Origin of the sequence: Streptomyces sp. NBC_00568, from assembly GCF_026341855.1 — a bacterium.
Taxonomy (GTDB): domain Bacteria; phylum Actinomycetota; class Actinomycetes; order Streptomycetales; family Streptomycetaceae; genus Streptomyces.
On record NZ_JAPENW010000001.1, the window covers coordinates 3,191,168 to 3,210,300 of the forward strand.

A 19,133-nucleotide genomic window follows, 5' to 3' on the forward strand; every position below is an offset into this window, starting at 1 on the left:
TGGCTCCAGGGGTTCGGCCGCGCGCGAGCCTGTCAGCTCCAGGAGTTCGGCCGCACGCGAGCCCGTCGGTTCCAGCGGCTCGGCGGCGCGCGAACTCCGAGGTCCCGCCCGCTCCGCAGCGCGCGAACCCGTCGGTTCCGGCGTTTCGGCCTCCTCGGGCCTCTCCGACGGCCCTTTCGCCGGGCGCTCGGGTGAGGGGAGCTGACATGGACTTCACGCCCACCGAGGAGCAGGCGGCCGCCCGGGACCTGGCCGCGCGGATCTTCGGCGATCTCGCCACCCATGAGCGGCTCACCGCGGCCGGGACGGGCAGCGACGCCGGACTGTGGAAGGAGTTGTGCGCCGCCGGGCTCGTGGCGGCCGTCGAGGACACCGGGCTGCTCGGCCTCGTCCTGCTGCTGGAGGAACAGGGGCGCACCACGGCGCAGGTGCCGTTCGCGGCGAGCTGTGTGTACGGGCTGCTCGCGGTGGCGGCGCACGGTTCGCCCGAGCAGCGTGAGCGGCTGCTGCCGGGGATCGCCGACGGGACGCTGGTGGTGGCCGGTGCGATCTCCGGATCGATGTCGGGGTCGACACCGGGGCAAGGGCCGGGGGCGGGCTCCGCTGTTCGGGCCGAGGCCTGGGCCGCTCCGGATCTCCGCGGGGCGGCTGCGGAGATCGCCCTTTCCGGGCCGGAGACCGTCGCGTCCGGTTCCGAGGCCGTCGCGTCCGGCCCGGAGGTTGCTGCGTCCGGTCCGGAGGCCGTCGCGTCCGGTTCGGAGGTTGCTGCGCCCGGTCCTGGGTCCGGGGGCGCGGGGTCCGGTTCTGGGGTCGCCGGGTCCCTTCCTGTGCGGGAGCGGGCGACGGGAAGGCTGACCGGGGTCGTTCCCGCGGTGCCCTGGCTGCGCGACGCCACCCATGTGCTCGTCGCCGACGACCGCCGCCGGCTCTGGCTGGTCCGCACCGCGGAGGCGGCGAGCGAGCCGGTCGAGCTGACGGCGCCCTGGTCGGCGGGACGTCTGACGCTGGACGGGACGCCGGGCGAGGCGCTGGGCGGCGAGGGGGCGTTCGACGACCTGCTGGCCACCGCCCGTACCGCCTTCGCCGGACTCCAGGCCGGGGTGTGCGCGGGGTCGCTGGCCCGGGCCGTGGAGTACACGAACGCGCGCGAGCAGTTCGGGCGGCCGCTCGCCGCCAAGCAGGGCGTCCAACTGCGTGCCGCTGACGCGTACATGGACACCGAGGCGATACGGGTGACGGCGTACGAGGCGGCATGGCGGCGCGACGAGGGGCTGCCGTACGCGACGCACGCGCTGACGGCCGCCTGGTGGGCGTCCGAGGCGGGGCAGCGGGTGGTCCACACGGGCCAGCATCTGCACGGCGGGGCGGGAGCCGACATCGAGCACCCCGTGCACCGGCATTTCCTGTGGGGCCGGCAGCTGGACGCGTATCTGGGGTGCGGGGGCGAAGTGCTCCAGGAGTTGGGGGAGTTGATCGCGAACGGGGAGGTGGGGACATGAGGGTGGGCGACGCACTGCCGCCGCTGGAGATCGAGATCACCCGCACGCTGGTCGTGGCCGGGGCGATCGCCTCACGGGACTACCAGGACGTGCACCACGACGCGGACCTGGCGAGGGAGAAGGGCTCGCCGGACATCTTCATGAACATCCTGACGACCAACGGCCTGGTCGGACGGTACGTGACCGATCACTTCGGCCCGGACGCCGTGCTGCGCAAGGTGGCGATACGGCTGGGAGCTCCCAACCACCCCGGAGACACCATGGTGTTGACCGGTTCGGTCGAGGAGGTCGACGGCGGCACGGTCACGGTGAGGATCCTCGGCGCCAACGGCATCGGACGGCACGTCATGGGCACCGTGACCTTGACCGTCCCGACCACGGAGGCGGCGCCCGGCCCTGCTTCGGCAGCCGCAGCCGCAGCCGCAGCCGCAGCCGCAGCCGCCTCGGCGGAGGGCGGTGTCGCATGAGCGTGCGGAAGAGGGACGGACTCGGCGGGCGAGCGGCGGTCGTCGGGATCGGGGCCACCGAGTTCTCCAAGGACTCGGGGCGCAGTGAGCTGCGGCTGGCGGTGGAGGCGGTGCGGTCCGCGCTCGACGACGCGGGACTGACGCCGGCGGACGTGGACGGGATGGTGACGTTCACGATGGACACCAGCCCGGAGATCACCGTCGCGCAGGCGGCCGGGATGGGGGAGCTGTCCTTCTTCTCGCGCATCCACTACGGCGGCGGGGCGGCCTGCGCGACGGTCCAGCAGGCGGCGCTCGCGGTGGCCACCGGGGTGGCCGAAGTCGTGGTCTGCTACCGGGCGTTCAACGAACGGTCGGGCCGCAGATTCGGCTCGGGCGTGCAGCGGCGGGAGCCGTCGGCGGAGGGCGCGGCGCTGGGCTGGGCGCTGCCGTTCGGGCTGCTCACCCCGGCCTCCTGGGTGGCGATGGCGGCCCAGCGGTATCTGCACACCTACGGGCTGACCCCCGAGGCGTTCGGTCATGTCGCTGTGGTGGACCGGAAGTACGCGGCGACGAACCCGGCCGCCTACTTCCACGGCAGACCGATCACCCTCGCCGAGCACGCGGCCTCGCGGTGGATCGTGGAGCCGCTGCGGCTGCTGGACTGCTGCCAGGAGACCGACGGCGGCCAGGCGCTGGTGGTCACCTCCGTCGAGCGGGCCCGCGATCTTCCGCACTCTCCGGCGGTGATCACGGCCGCCGCCCAGGGCGCGGGCCGGGCGCAGGAGCAGATGACCAGCTTCTACCGGGACGATCTGACGGGACTTCCGGAGATGGGCGTGGTGGCCCGGCAGCTGTGGCGGACGGCGGGGATGAGCCCGGCGGAGATCGACGTGGGGATTCTGTACGACCACTTCACACCGTTCGTGCTGATGCAGCTGGAGGAGTTCGGGTTCTGCAAGCCGGGGGAGGCCGCGGACTTCGTCGCCGAGGAGCGACTGCCGCTGAACACGCACGGGGGGCAGCTCGGGGAGGCGTATCTGCACGGGATGAACGGCATAGCGGAGGCCGTACGGCAGCTGCGGGGCACGTCCGTGAACCAGATACCGGGCGCCGGGCGCGTCCTGGTGACGGCGGGTACCGGGGTTCCCACGTCGGGGCTGATCCTCGGGGCCGACGGGTGAGACCGCCGTGCCGGCCCCGTCATGCGCCGGCCGGCACCCCCGCCCGGGGGTCACCGCCCCCGAGCACCTTCCGGTACCTCCGGCATGCTGCTGCTCGTACGGCGCCGCGTGTTGCTCCTCGTACCGCGTCCGCGTGTTGCTCCTCGTACCGCGTCCGCGTGCTGCTCCTCGTACCGCGTCCGCGTGCTGCCCGTCGTACGGCGCCGCTCGCTGTCCCGGTACCGCGCCCGCGTATTGCCCCGTGCACTCCATCCGCGTACCGCCTCGCGGACCGCGCCCGAACACCGCTCCCGAGTACTCCCCCGGTGGTCGTCTCTCAGGGGTGAACCCTCAGGGGGCGGGCCCCGCTCGTCCACCTTCAGGAGGTGAGGGCAACCCCACTCCTACAACCTGAGGCGGACATGGCTTCGGGACCTGCGGCCGATCCGCGGGAGGAGGGGGCGAACCTAGCGTGGAGCCATGACCACACTCGTCTGCACGAGCGCCTCGGACGCCGCCACAAGGGCGACGCAGACCCGTCCGTACGCGTCGTTCTCGTCGTACATGAAGGCCCGCCAGTCGGCGCTGCTGCGCACCGCCCGGTCGCTCACCGCGAACCCGAGCGACGCGGAGGACCTGCTGCAGACGGCGCTGGCGAAGACGTATGTCGCCTGGGACCGGATCGAGGACCACCGGGCGCTGGACGGCTATGTGCGGCGGGCGCTGCTGAACACGCGGACGTCGCAGTGGCGCAAGCGCAAGGTCGACGAGTTCGCCTGCGACGAGCTGCCGGAGCCGGAGGGGCTGCCCACCGCGGACCCCGCCGAGCAGCAGGCGCTGCACGACGCGATGTGGCGGGCGATCACCAAGCTGCCGGCGCGGCAGCGGGCGATGGTGGTGCTGCGCTATTACGAGGATCTGAGCGAGGCACAGACGGCGGAGGTGCTCGGCGTCTCCGTCGGCACGGTCAAGTCGGCGGTGTCCCGCGCGCTGGGCAAGCTGCGCGAGGACCCTGAGCTGATCCCCGACCGTCAGGAAGCGCCCCGACAGGTCGCCGAGCAGGCCCTTCGCTGATCGATCATTCCTGCCCCTAGTGACATACCGCGCGGTATGTGCGCAGAATCAGCGCAACCCATTACTACCGCGTAGGCAATGTCGCCCCCGGGAGGACGCCGTGCTGAGCACGATGCAGGACGTACCGCTGACTGTGACCCGCATTCTCGTGCACGGGGCGCTGGTGCACGGAGGTTCGCAGATCACGACTTGGACGGGAGAGGGCGAGCCGCACCGCCGCAGCTTCCGCGAGGCCGGGGAGCGCGCGAACCAGCTCGCCCACGCTCTGCGTGACGACCTCGGCGTGACGGGCGACGAGCGGGTCGCGACCCTCATGTGGAACAACGCCGAGCATGTCGAGGCGTACTACGCGATCCCCTCCATGGGCGCGGTGCTGCACACGCTGAACCTCCGCCTCCCGGCCGAGCAGCTCGTCTTCATCGTCAACCACGCCGCCGACCGCGTGGTCATCGTCAACGGCTCGCTGCTTCCGCTGCTCGCGCCGCTCCTCCCCCATCTCCCGACGGTGGAGCACGTGGTCGTCTCGGGACCCGGCGACCGTTCGCTGCTCGACGGGGCGAGCGTGCGGGTGCACGAGTACGAGGAGCTCATCGCCGGGAAGCCGACGGTCTACGACTGGCCGGAGATCGACGAGCGGCAGGCCGCGGCCATGTGTTACACCTCCGGGACCACCGGGGACCCCAAGGGCGTCGTGTACTCCCACCGTTCGATCTACCTGCACTCCATGCAGGTGAACATGGCCCAGTCGATGGGGCTCACCGACCAGGACACCACCCTCGTCGTGGTCCCGCAGTTCCACGTCAACGCCTGGGGCCTGCCGCACGCGACCTTCATGTCGGGCATCAACATGCTGATGCCCGACCGTTTCCTCCAGCCCGCGCCGCTCGCCGAGATGATCGAGAGCGAGCGCCCGACGCACGCCGCCGCCGTCCCGACCATCTGGCAGGGCCTGCTCGCCGAGCTGACCGCCAAGCCCCGCGACGTCTCCTCCCTCACCCAGGTGACGATCGGCGGCTCGGCCTGCCCGCCCGCGCTGATGGCCGCCTTCGACGAGCTGGGCATGCACGTCTGCCACGCCTGGGGCATGACCGAGACCTCCCCGCTCGGCACCATCGCCCGCCCGCCGGCCCACGCCGTGGGCACGGACGAGGAGTTCGCGTACCGCCTCACCCAGGGCCGTTTCCCGGCGGGCGTCGAGGCCCGGCTCACCGGCCCCGGCGGCGAACGGCTCCCGTGGGACGGCGAGTCCGCCGGCGAGCTCGAGGTCCGCGGCCCCTGGATCGCCGGTGCCTACTACGGCGGCGACGGCGCGGAACCGCTGCGCCCCGCCGACAAGTTCAGCGAGGACGGCTGGCTCAAGACCGGTGACGTCGGCACGATCAGCTCCGACGGCTTCCTGACCCTCACCGACCGGGCCAAGGACGTCATCAAGTCGGGCGGCGAGTGGATCTCCTCGGTCGACCTGGAGAACGCCCTCATGTCCCACCCGGATGTGACCGAGGCCGCGGTCGTGGCCGTCCCCGACGAGAAGTGGGGCGAACGGCCGCTGGCCACCGTCGTCCTGAAGGAGGGCTCCACCGCCGACTTCGAGACGCTGCGCGCCTTCCTCGCCGAGGAGGGCAAGATCGCCAAGTGGCAGCTCCCCGAGCGCTGGACGATCATCGAGGCGGTCCCGAAGACGAGCGTCGGCAAGTTCGACAAGAAGGTGCTCCGCAGGAAGTACGCGGAGGGCAGCCTGGACGTGACCAAGCTCTAGAACGCCACGGGGCGGCCACGGCCGGCCCCGAGGACCGTCACACGTACGCCGGGCGGGCGCCCCACGGCCCCCGCCCGGCGTACGCGCGTTTCATGGCCGTAGGCGCCGTCCGTGCCCGGACGGCGCCCGCTAGTTGGTGCCGATGCGGGCCAGCAGGTCGACGATCCGGTCCTGGACCTCGTCGCTCGTCGAGCGCTCCGCGAGGAACAGCACGGACTCCCCCGCGGCCAGCCGCGGCAGTTCGGCCGGGTCGACGGCGGCGGTGTAGACGACGAGCGGAGTGCGGTTCAACTGCCCGTTCGCCCGCAGCCAGTCGACGATTCCGGCATGCCGGCGCCGTACCTGCAGCAGGTCCATCACCACGAGGTTCGGCCGCATCTGCGAGGCCAGGGTGACGGCGTCCTCGTCCGTCGAGGCGCGCGCGACCTGCATCCCGCGCCGCTCCAGCGTCGCCGTCAGCGCCAGTGCGATCTCCGCGTGCTCCTCGATGAGCAGCACCCGCGGCGGGTGCTGCTCGGAGTCGCGGGGCGCGAGCGCCTTCAGGAGTACGGCGGGGTCGGCGCCGTACGCCGCCTCGCGCGACGCCTGTCCGAGCCCCGCCGTCACCAGGACGGGCACCTCGGCGGCGACAGCGGCCTGGCGCAGCGACTGCAGGGCCGTGCGGGTGATCGGGCCGGTCAGCGGGTCGACGAACAGCGCGGCCGGGAACGCGGCGATCTGCGCGTCGACCTCCTCGCGCGAGTTCACGATGACGGGCCGGTAGCCGCGGTCGCTCAGCGCCTGCTGGGTGGTGGCGTCGGGCGCGGGCCACACGAGCAGCCGCCGCGGGTTGTCCAGCGGCTCCGGGGGCAACTCGTCGTCCACGGGCCGCGGCTGCGGCTGGTCGGCGACCTCGACGGCACCGCCGGGACCGTCGAGCGGCTCGGGGCCCTCGGCGGCGTTCTCGTCCGGTGCCCCTATGGCGTACGACCGTCCGGCGCCCTCGGTGGCTCCGGGGAGCCGGGAGCCGGGACCCGCCGGGCCGCCCTGCGGGAGCGAGCGCGCGGCCGTCTCCGGCTGTTCGACGACGGGCTGGGGCGGGGTGCCGAGCTTGCGGCGGCGGCCCCCGCCGTTCGCCTGGTGCGGGGGAGGCGTCGGGGCCTGGACACCGCCACCCGGCTGGGCCGCCGCGACCTGGCGGGCGAACGGAACGCCCTGGCCGAGCGTCCGCACACTTATGGCACGGCCCTGCGTCCCATGGGAGTCGGCCTGAGCGGACGCGGGCGTCGCCTCGGCGGGCAGCGGCTGGGCGACCCGCGGCGCCGGGCGCTCCGGGGGCAGCGGGGCGGGGATCGGCTGGGCCGGGGCCGCCGCGTTCGCCGCCGGGAGCGCGGGCTGCGCGGTGCCGGGCGGCACCGGGCCGCCGGAGGCCGGGGCACCCGTGCCCGAGGCGTTGCCGGCGCCGGAAGCGGTGTTCGCGTCGGGCCAGGGCTGGGGAGCCGGAGCGGGCGCGGAACCCGGAGCCACGGGGACGGCACCGGCCTGCGCGGCGACGGCGGGCTGCCCCGGGGGAACGGGCTGACCGGCGGTGACCCCGCCCGGGACGCCCTGCGCGGGAATCCCCTGAGCGGGAAGCCCCTGTGCCGGAACGGTCTGGCCGAGCGCCGGGACCGCCTGTGCGGGCACCGGCTGTCCGGGAACGGCCTGCGCCGGGAGCGCCTGCGCGGGTGTCCCGGCCGACTGGTCCGGGGCCGCGAGCTGACGGGCACGCCGACGGCCCGTCGGGGCCGACACGGGGTGCGGCTGCGGCGGGGTGTGATCGTCGTCGGGGCTGTGCCGCATCGCGTCATGGCGGCCGTCGTCGGCCTGACTGTGACCGGACGCGCCCTGGCCGCCGGACTGCTGAGCCAGCGCGACCTGGGCCTGCGCCGTCTGAGCGGCCTGCGCCTGAGCCGCCTGCACCTGGGCTGCCTGGGCCTGAGCCGCCTGGGCCTGGGCGGCCTGCGCCTGGGCCTCGGCCTGGACGTACTCCGGCGAGCGGTCCGCCTCCGCCGGCGGCAGGGCGAACACCGTACGGGAGCCCGTCTCCTGCGCGGCGGCGGCACGCTCGGCCGCAGCGGCCAGCGCACGGCGGCGCCGCCCGGTCGGCTGCCCCGCGTCCGCGGCGGCACTGCCGTCCTCGGCGCCGTCCGGCGCGGTCTCCACCGCGCCCGGAGCGGCCTGTGCACCGGGCGCGGCCGGCAACGCCGCGGGCAGTGCGTGCTGTTCGCCGTCCCGGCGCGCGCGTCGTCCGGAGGGCACCGGCACCCCCTGCGGAGGCACCGTCCCGCCCAGCCCGGTTCCCACGGCCGCGGTCCCGGCCCCGTGCTCGCCCGCCATCACGACCGCGCCCTCGGAGACACCGTCGGGCATGCCCGGTGCCACGTCGTCGCCCGCGCCCTCGACGGGACTCGGCCGGCCACGACGCCGCCCGGTACCGCCGGAGCCGTCACCGGAGCCCTCGGCCGCCGGCCCCTGCGCGGGAACCGCCTGCTCGCCGGCCGCCTGCTCCTCGGCGGCACGTCGTCGACGGCGCCCGGTGGGAGCGGCCGCACCGGCTCCTGCGGCCTCGAGAGCCTTCGGGCCGGACTCCCCCGCCGACTCGCTCTCCAGGAAGGCGTCCACGGAGGACCGCCGGGCCCGCCGCCTGCCACCGCTCTGCTGCGCTGCCTGCTCGGGAAGGGCGACCTCGGTGGAGACCGCCGGTCCGGTGGCGGGCGGAACCGCTCCGGCCCCGTCCCCGATGGGCACCTCGAGGACGAACGCGCTGCCGCTCATCCCCGGCACCTCGTGCGTCTGGAGCACACCGCCGTGCGCGCGCACGATCCCGCGCACGATCGGCTCGTGCACCGGGTCTCCCCCGGCGTACGGCCCGCGCACCTCGATACGGACGACCTCGCCGCGCTGTGCCGCCGCCACGACGACCGTGTTGTCCATGTAACCGCCCGCCGACACCGGCGCGTTGCCGGTCGCGTCGACTCCCGCGACGTCCGCGATGAGGTGGGCGAGGGCGCCCGCGAGACGCTGCGGATCGACCTCGGCCTCGATCGGCGGCGCGTGCACGGCGAACTGCACACGTCCGGGCCCGATCAGGTCGACGGCCCCGTCGACACCGGCCGCGACGACGGCGTCGAGCATCACGTTCGTACGGACGATCGTCTCGGCCCCGGAGTCCAGCCGCTGGTAGCCGAGGACGTTGTCGACGAGCGTCGTGATGCGCGAGTAGCCGGCCGCGAGGTGGTGGAGCACCTGGTTGGCCTCCGGCCACAGCTGCCCCGCGTCGTCGGCGGCGAGCTTGGAGAGTTCGCCGCGCAGCTGGTCGAGCGGCCCGCGCAGGGACTGGCCGAGGACGGCGAGCAACTGCTCGTGCCGGGCGGTCAGCGCCTCGTACCGGTCCTTCTCGCGCTCGCCGAGTGCGGCGTACCGCTCGTCACCGGCGGCGAGTTCCTCCTCGTGCCCCTCGCTCAGCTCGGAGAGCTCGGCGGCGTGCCGCTCGCGCAGCTCCTTGAGTTCGGCGGTGTGCTCCTCGCCGATCCGTTCCAGTTCCTCGGCGTGCCGGGTGGCCGCGGCGTCCTTCTCCTCGACCAGGGTGTCGTACGGCCGCCGGTCGGTGAAGGTCATGACGGCGCCGACGAGCAGGTCCCCGTCCCGCACCGGAGAGGTCGTCAGATCGACCGGCACCTTGTCCCCGGACTTCGACCACAGCACCTGCCCGCGGACCCGGTGCTTGCGCCCGGAACGCAGGGTGTCGGCGAGCGGCGACTCCTCATAGGGGAAGTCCTCGCCGTCCGCCCGCGAGTGCAGGATCAGGGCGTGCAGGTCCTTGCCGCCGAGGTCGCTGGCCCGGTAGCCGAGGATCTGGGCGGCGGCGGGATTGACGAGAACGACCCGTCCCTCCGTGTCCGTCCCGACGACACCCTCGGCCGCCGCGCGCAGGATCATCTCGGTCTGGCGTTGCGAACGTGCGAGCTCGGCCTCGGTGTCGACGGTGCCCGAAAGGTCGCGTACGACGAGCATGAGCAGCTCGTCAGGGGTGGGGCCGTGGTTGTCGTAGGCCTGCTGGCCGTCCTCCAGATTCGCACTGGTGACCTCGACCGGGAACTCCGTGCCGTCGGTCCGCCGCGCGATCATCCGGGTGGGCTTGGTCCGCCCGCGCTCGTCGGTGGTGTCGGGCCGCCGCATGGATCCGGGGATCAGCCGCGAGTCGAACTCGGGCAGCAGATCGAGCAGCCCGCGCCCCACCAGAGCCGTGCCCGGGGTCTCGAAGGCCTCCAGGGCGATGCTGTTGGCGTTGACCACGGTCCCATTGGCGTTGACCAGGACCAGCGCATCGGGCAGCGCGTCCAGTATGGCTGCGAGGCGAGCAGCGCCTCGGGATGGCCTGCTGCTCACGAGACGCTTCCTCCCTGTTACCGCACCTTGCCGACCGCGGATGCCATCTTGCCAACCGGCCCGCGGCGTGTCACGCGAGGGAGTCTACGGGCAGTGGTTGCGCTCGCGACGCCGGATGAGAGGGAGGTCGCACACAGATGAGACGCAGAACAGGCGGAGAACCTGTGACCACGCATTTCAGCCCGCGGAACCGTGAGACCACCGTGACTTCGCCGTGTCCTGAACGGGTCCGCGCTATGAGCGGGCGCCGGGCAGCAGCGGCACCAGGGCGTTCCAGCGCGAGATCTCGCACCCGTCGGAGCGGTCGTAGCGGGCGTCGACGGGGCGCCCCGCCCAGGTTCCCGTGACATGCGCGGTGGCCGGTCCCCCGTACTGCATCGTGCACAGGGTGTCCGGCGGGACCGGGGCGAAGGGGTCCTTGCCCCAGGTGGTCTTCCGGTCCAGCCGGTCGCAGGCCTCCGCCGCGTCCGGATGGCTCCCGCCCGCGGGGTGGCACGCCAGCTCGAACGTCCCGTCCGCGGCGCCGCCCGCGCCGTGGACCGTCACCGTCAGCCGGTCCACGGAGTCGTCGGGGCGGGCCGGCGGCGGCATGAGCGCCGGCAGGGCGACGCCGTACGCGGCGGCGGACAGAGAGGACGGTGCGGCGGGGAATGCCGTGGGTACGAGGGAGGTCGCGGGTACGGGGGACGCCGCGGGCAGCGGGGAGGCCTCGGGCAGCGGGGAGGCCTCGGGTACGGCGGAGGGGGTGCCGGCGATGGAGGGGGTGCCGGCGATGGCGCTGGGCACGGCGGAGAGCGCGGCCGTGGCGGACACGGCGGCGGTGAGGAGCAGTCGGCGCAACATGACCTGCCTAACGCGAGGCACCCCGCCCGGTTGCGTGCCGGTGGGGGGCTTTGCCCTGTGGCCTGCCTGCCTAGTACCGTGGGGGGCGATTGGTGACACCGCGCTCGACTGTGTCATCATCTGCACGCACCACTCGCGCTCGCGTGAGCGGTTGTGCGGGAGGCGTCGCCTAGTCCGGTCTATGGCGCCGCACTGCTAATGCGGTTTGGGCCTTCAAGCCCATCGAGGGTTCAAATCCCTCCGCCTCCGCGCGAAGATCCGAAGCCCCGGTCCGATGGACCGGGGCTTCGGCGTTCCGGGGGTCCGTGAGTGCCGCGGAATGCGTCGGCGTCCAGGGTGTCCGCGAGCGCCCAGAAGTGCGTTTTCCCAGCTCACAAGGGGCGAGGCAAACGGATTTCACATGGCGGCGGCAGTCATGTAATGTTCTTCCTGTCGCCGCGAGCGGGGCAAAAGCCCGGGGAGCGAAGACAGAAGCACAACAGAACAAGCACTCGTAGCTTAACGGATAGAGCATCTGACTACGGATCAGAAGGTTGCAGGTTCGAATCCTGCCGAGTGCACAGCAGACCAGAGGCCCTAAGGATCACTCCTTAGGGCCTCTGGCTTTTGCCTTGACGGCAGCGTTTGACGGCAACCGCCTTTGCGAGCCGATCAGACGGTCATTGGGACACCGGCCGCGCCGTCGTCATCCTCCGGATCGTTGCCGTTACCCCTCAGGGCATCCCCCACCCGATCGAAGGCCGAACGCTGCGAGTCGAGTCGGACGAAGGTGTAGATGTCCATGGTCACGCGGATCGAGCTGTGGCCCAGGACTTCCATGATCATGCGGGCATCCGCGCCCTGTTCATGGAGGAGCGACGCGCACGTGTGGCGCAGGTCGTGAAAGCGGACCTTGCGGACGCCGGCCCGGATGGACAGCGCCTCGAAGGAACGGTTGAGGTTGCGCGGCTCGATGGGTGTCCCGTTCCGGGTCGTGAAGACGAGGCCCTGGCCCGTTCCCTTCCAGTTGTTCCCCGCTCCCTTTCGGTCGGCGATCTGCTGGGCGCGCTGAGCCCGGAGGGCGGTCACGCACTCAGCGGGCAGAGCCACACGGCGAGCCGAGCGCTGTGTCTTCGGCGCGACTATCAGCAACTCGCCGCCGACCCGCTGAAGGGCCTGGCGGACGGTGAGAACGCCTTCGTGAAGGTCGACGTCCGACCAGCGGAGCCCGAGGAGCTCCCCGCGCCGCAGGCCGATGCGGACCGCCAGCTCGTAGGCGGCCCACAGTCGGTTCTCCCGAGCCGCCGTCAGGAGCAGACGCCCCTCATTGACCGTGAGCGGTTCGATCTCGCGCTTCGTTCCCATGCTCAGCTCCACGTTCCTGGCCACGTTGCGGGGCAACTCGTCCTCACGAACGGCGTGCTGGAGAGCGGCACGCATGATCACCAGCAGGAAGCGCACGGTCCGGTCGGACGGGAGCTTCTTGCAGCACTTGCCGAGGGCGCAGCAGCGCCGCTTGTGTTCCGGCCGCTTCTTGTCCTTGCCCTGCGCGCAGCACTGGCAGGTGGCGGCCGTCTTCGCGAGGAAGGCGCGGATGTCGCGGGCGGTCAGTCGGACCAGCTTCTTCCGGCCGAACTCCGTGGTGACGTAGTTACGAACGAGGGATTCGTAGTTGACGTAGGTCGTCCGGCGGACCTTGCCCTGCGCGACGTTTGTCAGCCAGTAGGCCAGGTACTCGGCGATGGTCATCTTGTTGGTGGCGACCGGTAGGCCGCTGAGTGAGTTGGCCTTGAGCCTGGTGAGCTTCTCATGGGCGTCGTCCCAGGACTTGCCGTAGACGCTGCGCCGCTTGTAGGTGCCGTCAGTCGTGAGGACGTACGCGCTTCCCTCCCAGCGGCCGTCCTTCCGGAGGTAGATGGTCCCCTCGTTGTTGGAGTTCTTCTTCGGCTGGGCCATCAGGCGGCTTCCTGTTCGGTGCGGAGGGAGATGTACGAGTCCACGGCGGCTTCGCTGATGCGTCGGCAGCGGCCGATCTTGAATGAGGCGAGTTCGCGGGAGCGGATCAAGTCGTGGACCTTCCAGCGGCTGATGCCAAGACGCTCGGCGACCTGGTCCACGGTGAGCACGGCCGTCGTCATGCAGGCAGCAGCCCTTCTTGTTTGGCGCGTTGGGTGTGGGCGATGTCGTGGCGGACCTGGGCGGCGAGGAGTTCTTCGCCGGGGCGGTAGCCGCTGCTGAGGTAGGTCCAGGAGGAGGCGGTGACGAGGGTGGTGTTCTCGTCGTTCACGGGGAGGCCGGCGCGGATGCGGGCGGCTTCGGCCTGGGCGGTGCGCCAGGCGCGGCGTACGTCGCGGAGTGCGCCGAGGGTGGTCGAGTAGGCGCGTGACTTGCTGGAGAAGTGGCCGCGGAAGCCGAGCATGTGGGCCCACTTCCAGAGCTTGAGGTGGGCGAACTCCGGGAGGTGGCCGAGGGCCCAGGCAGTGCGGATCATCTGCCGTGCGTGCTGCTGGACGGGAAGGTCTGTGAGGGGTTCGGCCTGGCCGGTGCCATCGCAGTCGGCGCAGAGGTCGCGGAAGCCGTCAGGGCCTCGTACTTGGCCGCGTCCGGCGCAGGGGCGGCATACGAGGGTGCGATCCACGGTGCCCGCGCCCTCGGCGTTCTTCGTGGCGTACTTGGCCACGTACCCGGCGACTTTGGCATCCGTGAGTTCGCCGTCCCCCAGGGCGGAGATCTGGTCCACCTTGAAGCGGTCGCCCCACCGGATCACGCGATCACCGACGGCGTCCGACTCGACTGTGAGCCGGGCGCGCTCGACCGCCAGGCCGACGGCGATGCGGAGGGCATCGAAGGTGGCCCAGGGCGGGGCTGAGGTGGCGTGGCCGTCGGGACCGTCGAAGCGGACGACCGCGTGGAAGTGGACCAAGCCGCGTTGCTGGTATTCGGCGACCTTGGCGAAGGAGACGCGGAGGGCCGCGTTGAGCGCCTTCTGTGTCATGCCGAGGTGCTCGGCGAGGGCGCGGCGCAGGTAGGTGGTGAAGCGCGCCCATAGGGCTCCGGCATGAGCGTTCCAGAGGACGGCGCCGGTGTAGTCGTAGCTTGCCGGGCGGAGTGGGGTGCCGAGTTCCGGAGCGTCCTGGGGGTGGCTCTCGCCGCACAGGCAGGGGCGGGGCTTGCCCGCGTTGGTCGTGGGGCGGTTGTGGACGGGGCCGAAGGACGGGGCAGTGAGGGTGACGAAGGCGCGGGGGTGGTCGCGGACGGCTTCGCCGACGTTCTTGCCGCCAGACAGTCCGGCCTTGATCAGGTGGTAGGTGTCGGCCGCATAGAGACGGGAGCAGGAGGGGCAGCGGGAGGCGCGGCGGTTGCCACAGGTGGTGAGGAGGCGACCGGAGGGTTCGTCCTCGGAGCGGTAGGAGCGGACCACTTGCTTGGTGGTCTGGTCGGTGGTGACCGTCCAGCCGTGCAGGTTGACGGGGCTGGTGCAGCCGCGAAGGTCGCGGACCTGTTCGGTGACGCGGTCGAAGTCGTCGGTGTTGGCCAGTTCGACCAGGTCCCGCAGGCCGGGGCTGATGACGTGGCGCAGTTCGAGGGGGCGGCGCATGGGTGGCGGGGTGTCCCTTCTGGCGCGAGGGTGGGGACCTGCGGGCAGCAGCGATTCAGTGCGCTCGGGCTGCTGCCCGCAGGCATGACAGGTCGGGCCCAGGGGCGGGGCATCGGTGGAGAGTGCCGGGGAGGCCGGCGGAGGAATGGCCCTACAGGGCGGCGTGCAGCGCGGTGGCCATGGGCAGGCCGATCCCGAGTCGCGTCTTGAGCTGGGCCGCCGTGATCGGTTCGCCGTGCTCGGTGTGGTGGGACGTCGAGATGGAGCGTGCTTCGGTCAGCAGCGGCTCAGGAACCTTGACGGCAGGCGCAGCGGGAGCCGGTGCGATCTGAGGAGCGATCGGGGCCGGGGCCGGAAGGGTGAGGGGCACCGAAGGACGGGAGGCCTCCGTTGCCGTCTCGGACTGCGGGTCGATCTCGTCCAGAACGGGTTCCGAGACGGCGGGGCGCGCAACGGCGTGGAAGGCGCGTAGGAGTTGCGGGCCAACGGAGCCCCAGCCGAGGAGGAGAAGCGGGGCGACCGCGTCGACGGCGGCGCGGCCGTAGTGTCCGGCGACGATCGGTTCTGCGACGTTGAGGGCGAGGGTCAACAGCCCGGAGAAGTGCATAAGGCGGGTGGCAGCCGTCATCTGGTCGGCGGGCAGGCCGCGCAGGGAGAGGTAGCGAAGTGCGACCAGGAGTCCGACCACGGACAGATCCACCATCGGGGCGATGAGCGGTGCGATCGGACCAGGGACGCCGAGGCGCAGGGCGAGGGACCAGACGTTGCCGAAGGAGAAGACGAACGCCAGCGCGGCAATGACGATCATGACGACGGTAATGGTGCGCTGCGTGATCCGGTCTTCTGTCATGAGTGTTTACCTCCTCTCCTGGGGTGTCGGGAACGTGCGAGAGCGGTAGGGCGGGCTGCTCAGACGTCGAGCTTGGTGAGGTCCACGTCCGCCATGCGAAGGCCGAGGAAGGCTTCCAGGAGGACGGAAGGGTCGGCGGTGAGATTGGCCGTCTGTTCGGCGACCTGAGCCGCTTCCGCGTCGAGCACGTAGGGCGTGCGGATGCGGGTGAAGCCGGGTTGCGACTGGTGGTTCATCGAGGCGACGCCGACGTAGGTGGGGTCCTGGAGGTTGATCGGGTTGGCGTCCGGCCATTCCCGGATCTCCTCGCCAAGCGCGGCCACGGATGCTTCGGCGGTCTTCTGAGCGAAGCTCAGACCCACGGGGCACACGTCGCGGATGAAGGTGGGGATCGCGTCGCCGGTGGACTTCTGAGTGGTGAGGATGACGAGCAGCCCCACGGACCGGCCCTTCTTCACCAGGTCCTCTACGAGCCGGGCGTTCTCGGCGGCGAGCGCGGCCAGCTTCTTCGTCTGCTGGTCGCTGCCCTTGTGGTCGCGGAAGTAGGTGTGGGCTTCGTCGATGATCAGCACGATCAGGGGCCAGTGTTCGGATGGGCCGACGTCCCACATGGACTTCACGCCCAACATCTGGCGCACCGAGGCCGACCGGGTGCGACGGAGCTCCACCAGATGCCGGAACAGTTTGTTGGCCTCTTCCAGGTCATCGCCCACGAAGGCGAACATGCGCTGCACCCAGTCCGCGTAATCACCCTCGTACGCAGCCGACACCTTGCCGTCCGCGCAGGCGAACTGCACTGCGGGCGAGGGCGCCCAGTCAGAGAGAAGCCGGTTGATCAGGCTGGTCTTGCCGAAGCCCGGAAGGCCGGCCACGGTCACGCCGGGCACCTGCGTGAGGTTCACGGAGACGGGTTGCGCGTACTCGTCCAGGCCCAGATCCCACCGGGCTGTCTCTTCCGGTGGCTCACCAGTGGGGTGGTGCTCGGTGGGGAACTTCAGCGGGTCCAGTCGCACACCCCGGATGAGGACCTGCCCAGGCTTGTCCTGGGTGACCGCGACCCGTGTGCACCGCCAGGCGTCCGCCAGATGCGGGCCCGCCTTTTGGAATTGCTGGAGCCCGACGCCAGGCAGGCACTGCGCTCGCGCGATCACTCCGTAGGCGTCGTGCTTCACCTTCAGGGTGGGGATAAGGACGCGGGGCTTGATGGGCCTGCCGTTCGTGTTCGCCAGCGACGCCAGCGCGGTTGGGGTCTTGTCCGTGGCCGACAGCTTGAGCATCGGTGCGAGTCGCTTCCAGCCCCACCGCACGCGTATGGCCTGCCATATGGACTGCCGGGTCATGGCGTCGGCGCGAACGTAGCGGGCCACCCACCAGACCGCCCATCCGACGAGCACGGCGAGCACTAGGGCGACGACGAGCGGGACGTGACCGAAGATGCCTTCCGCCGGGGCGTTCGGATCCTTCATGGGCGTATCTCCAACGGGTAGTAGAGGAAGGCCCCGAGGGCCGATTCGAGGGCCGCCCGATCCGCCGAGCAGCCGATGCGGGCGTAGCCGTAGCCGACGAGCACGGCCGCCACCGATTCGGTGAACCGGGCACCCGGCCCGGCGTGAGGCAGCGAGTAGCTGCGCTCAGCGCCGGACCAAAGATGGGTGTTGCTCACGCCGCCTCAGTGGCCGGGGCCACCAGGTCCAGCCGCCCCGCGCGGTAGGCGATGCCGTCCGAGAGCGAGCCGTTGAAGATGCGCGCCCACGGCGTGGCGAACAGCTCCACCGGCATGACCGGGACACCCGGCCGGAGGCCGTTGGGGAGACCGGTCTCCGGAACGGTGATCTTCAGAGCCTCGGCACGGTCCTCCTCCATGAAGAAGAGGGTGATCGTGTAGAGCTTCGCGCCGGTCTCACGGTCGGTGGCGAACTGCGTCTTCTCCTGGTCCGCGTACTTGGGCACAGGCAGGGTGCCGACCATGAACGAGGAGGTGGGGAGCAGTCCAACACGGATACGCGCCATGGGAGTTGGGTCCTTTCGATTGCGCTCCGCCAGGGCAGCGGGGGGCGATCTCTATTGAACATAGCTGACCTAGCAGTGTCAAGTGAATCGGGTGAGCTAGGTATCAGCTGACATAGGCCACCTATGTCAGTGGGGTGTGCTAGGGGTGCTAGAAATCGCTACTCTTGGGCCATGAGCCCCGCGCCAGAGAGCAAGCAGGACCGTCGGCCGCCGTATCAGCACGCTGCCGACGAGCTTCGGCGCGACCTCTTGCAAGGACGGATCAAGCCTGGCGAGCAGATGCCGTCCATTCGCGAGCTACAGGAACGCTTCGGCGTGGCCAACATGACCGCCAGATCCGCGCTCAACGTGCTACGCGACGAGGGCTTGATCTACACGATCCATGGGCGGGGCAGCTTCGTCGCGGACCACAACGCCGGCGGGGAGCTCTCAGCCAACTACACCGCTCCAGCCTGGTACTTGGCGAACAAGAACGAGGGCTCCGACCAGGCAGGGCAGGGGGAGGGAGAGCCCGACGGCGCCGAAACTGTCGATGCTGCCGGGACCACCCTTGCTGAAGTACTCGCCGCACTACGTGACGAGATCCGTGTTCTCAGCGCTGATCATCAGGAGCTGCGGCGCGAGGTCGAGGAACTGAAGGCAGCTCAGCAGCCGAAGCTGTAGTCCTGAACTGGGCCACTTCCTCTCGCAACTCCCTGGTCTCCTTGCTGAGGCGGGTGACCATGGCCCGCATCTCTTCGATCAGTGCGACTACCTGATCCGCGTCCCCGACCTGAATGCTGGTCGACCCCATTTCGTTGTCCGGTGTGTACTCGGTCATCGCTTCCCGCCTGCCGCCGTGCCGCCGTTCCGTGCCGCACTTGCTCGAACCGTCGGGGCTCGCCCACGGCATCCGTGTCTCTCCCCGGTCGATCGACTACTGGCCTGCGGTGCTGTTCAGAGTTTCTTTACTGGATCAAGGCGGCCCGCCTACGGCGGTCCGCGCGCGCTGGCGGCCGGGGGCCGCCGCCGCTCCCTGTCTCCGCCACCGCTGCGCCGGCCCCCGGCCACTCAGTGCGCAGCACCGACGAGGCAGACAGCCAAGCCAGGCAGAGGCTCGCCCAGCCCGAGCACCAGGACCACGACCAGGTCCAGGCCGAGCAAGTACGATCCCGCCGTCCGGATGGCCGCCGTTTCGAAACCGGGAAGCGTGGCTGATGCCGGTACGGGGTTGCTGGAGACATACGTGACGGGTGCTCGTTCGGCGCACGCGCTGCCGTGGCTGACTTTCGGTGGCACAGGTCGAACAGTGCTGCCTATGTGTGGACTTCCACCGCTCTCTCCTCCAACTCGACGACAGACAACAGGGGTTGTAGCCGCACCCGAATCCGAGCACGCCGACCGCCCCGGTACCATCGGCACCGGGGTCCTGATCAGGGCTTCCGCGACCGGACCACCCGGAATGCTGTCGAGGCTGAGGGGTGGTCCGGTCTTTTGCTGTTGTCGTCCGCGTACGTGCGACGCGA

At 71.2% G+C, this 19,133-nt stretch carries 15 protein-coding genes and 2 tRNA genes; 8 read left to right on the forward strand and 9 right to left on the reverse strand.

The genetic code is table 11. The features are described from left to right. Positions 1 to 206: 206 nt before the first annotated feature. The 5 genes from OOK38_RS13860 (at position 207) to OOK38_RS13880 (ending at position 5,938) form a co-directional block, all read left to right on the forward strand. Positions 207 to 1,499, forward strand: coding sequence for an acyl-CoA dehydrogenase family protein (locus tag OOK38_RS13860; RefSeq protein WP_266760444.1), 1,293 nt, complete (start codon positions 207 to 209; stop codon positions 1,497 to 1,499). Then, positions 1,496 to 1,966: a MaoC family dehydratase gene (locus tag OOK38_RS13865; RefSeq protein WP_266760442.1), complete on the forward strand. Its 471-nt coding sequence runs from the start codon at positions 1,496 to 1,498 to the stop codon at positions 1,964 to 1,966. The genes OOK38_RS13860 and OOK38_RS13865 overlap by 4 nt, the downstream gene beginning before the upstream one ends. Further along, positions 1,963 to 3,129, forward strand: coding sequence for a lipid-transfer protein (locus OOK38_RS13870; RefSeq protein ID WP_266760441.1), 1,167 nt, complete (start codon positions 1,963 to 1,965; stop codon positions 3,127 to 3,129). The genes OOK38_RS13865 and OOK38_RS13870 overlap by 4 nt, the downstream gene beginning before the upstream one ends. A gap of 459 nt (positions 3,130 to 3,588) precedes the next feature. After that, positions 3,589 to 4,182, forward strand: a complete 594-nt coding sequence (locus OOK38_RS13875; RefSeq protein WP_266760439.1) for a SigE family RNA polymerase sigma factor — start codon at positions 3,589 to 3,591, stop codon at positions 4,180 to 4,182. Between the two features lie 112 nt (positions 4,183 to 4,294). Next, entirely contained in the window at positions 4,295 to 5,938 is a 1,644-nt protein-coding gene (locus OOK38_RS13880) for a long-chain fatty acid--CoA ligase (protein WP_266765760.1), read from the forward strand. Between the two features lie 129 nt (positions 5,939 to 6,067). Here OOK38_RS13880 and OOK38_RS13885 read toward each other — a convergent pair whose 3' ends face one another. Together OOK38_RS13885 and OOK38_RS13890 are read right to left on the reverse strand one after the other, a co-directional pair. Then, positions 6,068 to 10,348, reverse strand: coding sequence for a PAS domain-containing protein (locus OOK38_RS13885; RefSeq protein ID WP_266760438.1), 4,281 nt, complete (start codon positions 10,346 to 10,348; stop codon positions 6,068 to 6,070). Between the two features lie 234 nt (positions 10,349 to 10,582). Further along, positions 10,583 to 11,191, reverse strand: coding sequence for an SSI family serine proteinase inhibitor (locus OOK38_RS13890; protein WP_266760436.1), 609 nt, complete (start codon positions 11,189 to 11,191; stop codon positions 10,583 to 10,585). Positions 11,192 to 11,349: 158 nt separating this feature from the next. On the opposite strand from OOK38_RS13890, the gene OOK38_RS13895 reads away from it, so the two are divergent. Continuing rightward, positions 11,350 to 11,440, forward strand: a tRNA-Ser gene (locus OOK38_RS13895). 238 nt (positions 11,441 to 11,678) lie between these two features. Beyond that, positions 11,679 to 11,751 (forward strand) — tRNA-Arg (locus OOK38_RS13900). A gap of 91 nt (positions 11,752 to 11,842) precedes the next feature. Here the strand turns inward: OOK38_RS13900 and OOK38_RS13905 are convergent. The 7 genes from OOK38_RS13905 to OOK38_RS13935 form a co-directional block, all read right to left on the reverse strand. Then, positions 11,843 to 13,126, reverse strand: a complete 1,284-nt coding sequence (locus OOK38_RS13905; protein ID WP_266848434.1) for a tyrosine recombinase XerC — start codon at positions 13,124 to 13,126, stop codon at positions 11,843 to 11,845. After that, entirely contained in the window at positions 13,126 to 13,308 is a 183-nt protein-coding gene (locus tag OOK38_RS13910) for a helix-turn-helix domain-containing protein (RefSeq protein ID WP_031041410.1), read from the reverse strand. The genes OOK38_RS13905 and OOK38_RS13910 overlap by 1 nt, the downstream gene beginning before the upstream one ends. Next, a complete protein-coding gene (locus OOK38_RS13915; RefSeq protein WP_266848436.1) occupies positions 13,305 to 14,768 on the reverse strand; it encodes a replication initiator in 1,464 nt (487 codons plus the stop codon). Before OOK38_RS13915 ends, OOK38_RS13910 begins: the two co-directional genes overlap by 4 nt. Positions 14,769 to 14,919: 151 nt before the next feature. Continuing rightward, on the reverse strand, positions 14,920 to 15,618 hold the full coding sequence (locus OOK38_RS13920) for a DUF2637 domain-containing protein (RefSeq protein ID WP_266848438.1): 699 nt from the start codon (positions 15,616 to 15,618) through the stop codon (positions 14,920 to 14,922). Between the two features lie 59 nt (positions 15,619 to 15,677). Further along, positions 15,678 to 17,084 (reverse strand): FtsK/SpoIIIE domain-containing protein, encoded by a 1,407-nt coding sequence (locus tag OOK38_RS13925; protein ID WP_266848440.1) that lies wholly within the window; start codon positions 17,082 to 17,084, stop codon positions 15,678 to 15,680. Continuing rightward, positions 17,081 to 17,281, reverse strand: a complete 201-nt coding sequence (locus tag OOK38_RS13930) for a hypothetical protein (RefSeq protein ID WP_266848441.1) — start codon at positions 17,279 to 17,281, stop codon at positions 17,081 to 17,083. The genes OOK38_RS13925 and OOK38_RS13930 overlap by 4 nt, the downstream gene beginning before the upstream one ends. Further along, a complete protein-coding gene (locus tag OOK38_RS13935; protein ID WP_086749646.1) occupies positions 17,278 to 17,628 on the reverse strand; it encodes a hypothetical protein in 351 nt (116 codons plus the stop codon). The genes OOK38_RS13930 and OOK38_RS13935 overlap by 4 nt, the downstream gene beginning before the upstream one ends. A gap of 171 nt (positions 17,629 to 17,799) precedes the next feature. Between OOK38_RS13935 and OOK38_RS13940 the strand changes: the two genes are divergently transcribed. Next, the gene (locus OOK38_RS13940; RefSeq protein ID WP_266848443.1) at positions 17,800 to 18,291 is read left to right on the forward strand and encodes a GntR family transcriptional regulator; all 492 of its coding nucleotides are present in this window, start codon (positions 17,800 to 17,802) and stop codon (positions 18,289 to 18,291) included. The last annotated feature ends 842 nt before the right edge of the window (positions 18,292 to 19,133 follow it).

Coding starts and splice junctions, on each gene's coding strand:
- OOK38_RS13865 (WP_266760442.1), top strand. CDS start 1,496: ATGAGGGTGGGCGACGCACTGCCGCCGCTGGAGATCGAGATCACCCGC.
- OOK38_RS13910 (WP_031041410.1), bottom strand. CDS start 13,308: ATGACGACGGCCGTGCTCACCGTGGACCAGGTCGCCGAGCGTCTTGGC.
- OOK38_RS13915 (WP_266848436.1), bottom strand. CDS start 14,768: ATGCGCCGCCCCCTCGAACTGCGCCACGTCATCAGCCCCGGCCTGCGG.
- OOK38_RS13880 (WP_266765760.1), top strand. CDS start 4,295: ATGCAGGACGTACCGCTGACTGTGACCCGCATTCTCGTGCACGGGGCG.
- OOK38_RS13925 (WP_266848440.1), bottom strand. CDS start 17,084: ATGAAGGATCCGAACGCCCCGGCGGAAGGCATCTTCGGTCACGTCCCG.
- OOK38_RS13920 (WP_266848438.1), bottom strand. CDS start 15,618: ATGACAGAAGACCGGATCACGCAGCGCACCATTACCGTCGTCATGATC.
- OOK38_RS13875 (WP_266760439.1), top strand. CDS start 3,589: ATGACCACACTCGTCTGCACGAGCGCCTCGGACGCCGCCACAAGGGCG.
- OOK38_RS13935 (WP_086749646.1), bottom strand. CDS start 17,628: ATGGCGCGTATCCGTGTTGGACTGCTCCCCACCTCCTCGTTCATGGTC.
- OOK38_RS13905 (WP_266848434.1), bottom strand. CDS start 13,126: ATGGCCCAGCCGAAGAAGAACTCCAACAACGAGGGGACCATCTACCTC.
- OOK38_RS13860 (WP_266760444.1), top strand. CDS start 207: ATGGACTTCACGCCCACCGAGGAGCAGGCGGCCGCCCGGGACCTGGCC.
- OOK38_RS13870 (WP_266760441.1), top strand. CDS start 1,963: ATGAGCGTGCGGAAGAGGGACGGACTCGGCGGGCGAGCGGCGGTCGTC.
- OOK38_RS13890 (WP_266760436.1), bottom strand. CDS start 11,191: ATGTTGCGCCGACTGCTCCTCACCGCCGCCGTGTCCGCCACGGCCGCG.
- OOK38_RS13940 (WP_266848443.1), top strand. CDS start 17,800: ATGAGCCCCGCGCCAGAGAGCAAGCAGGACCGTCGGCCGCCGTATCAG.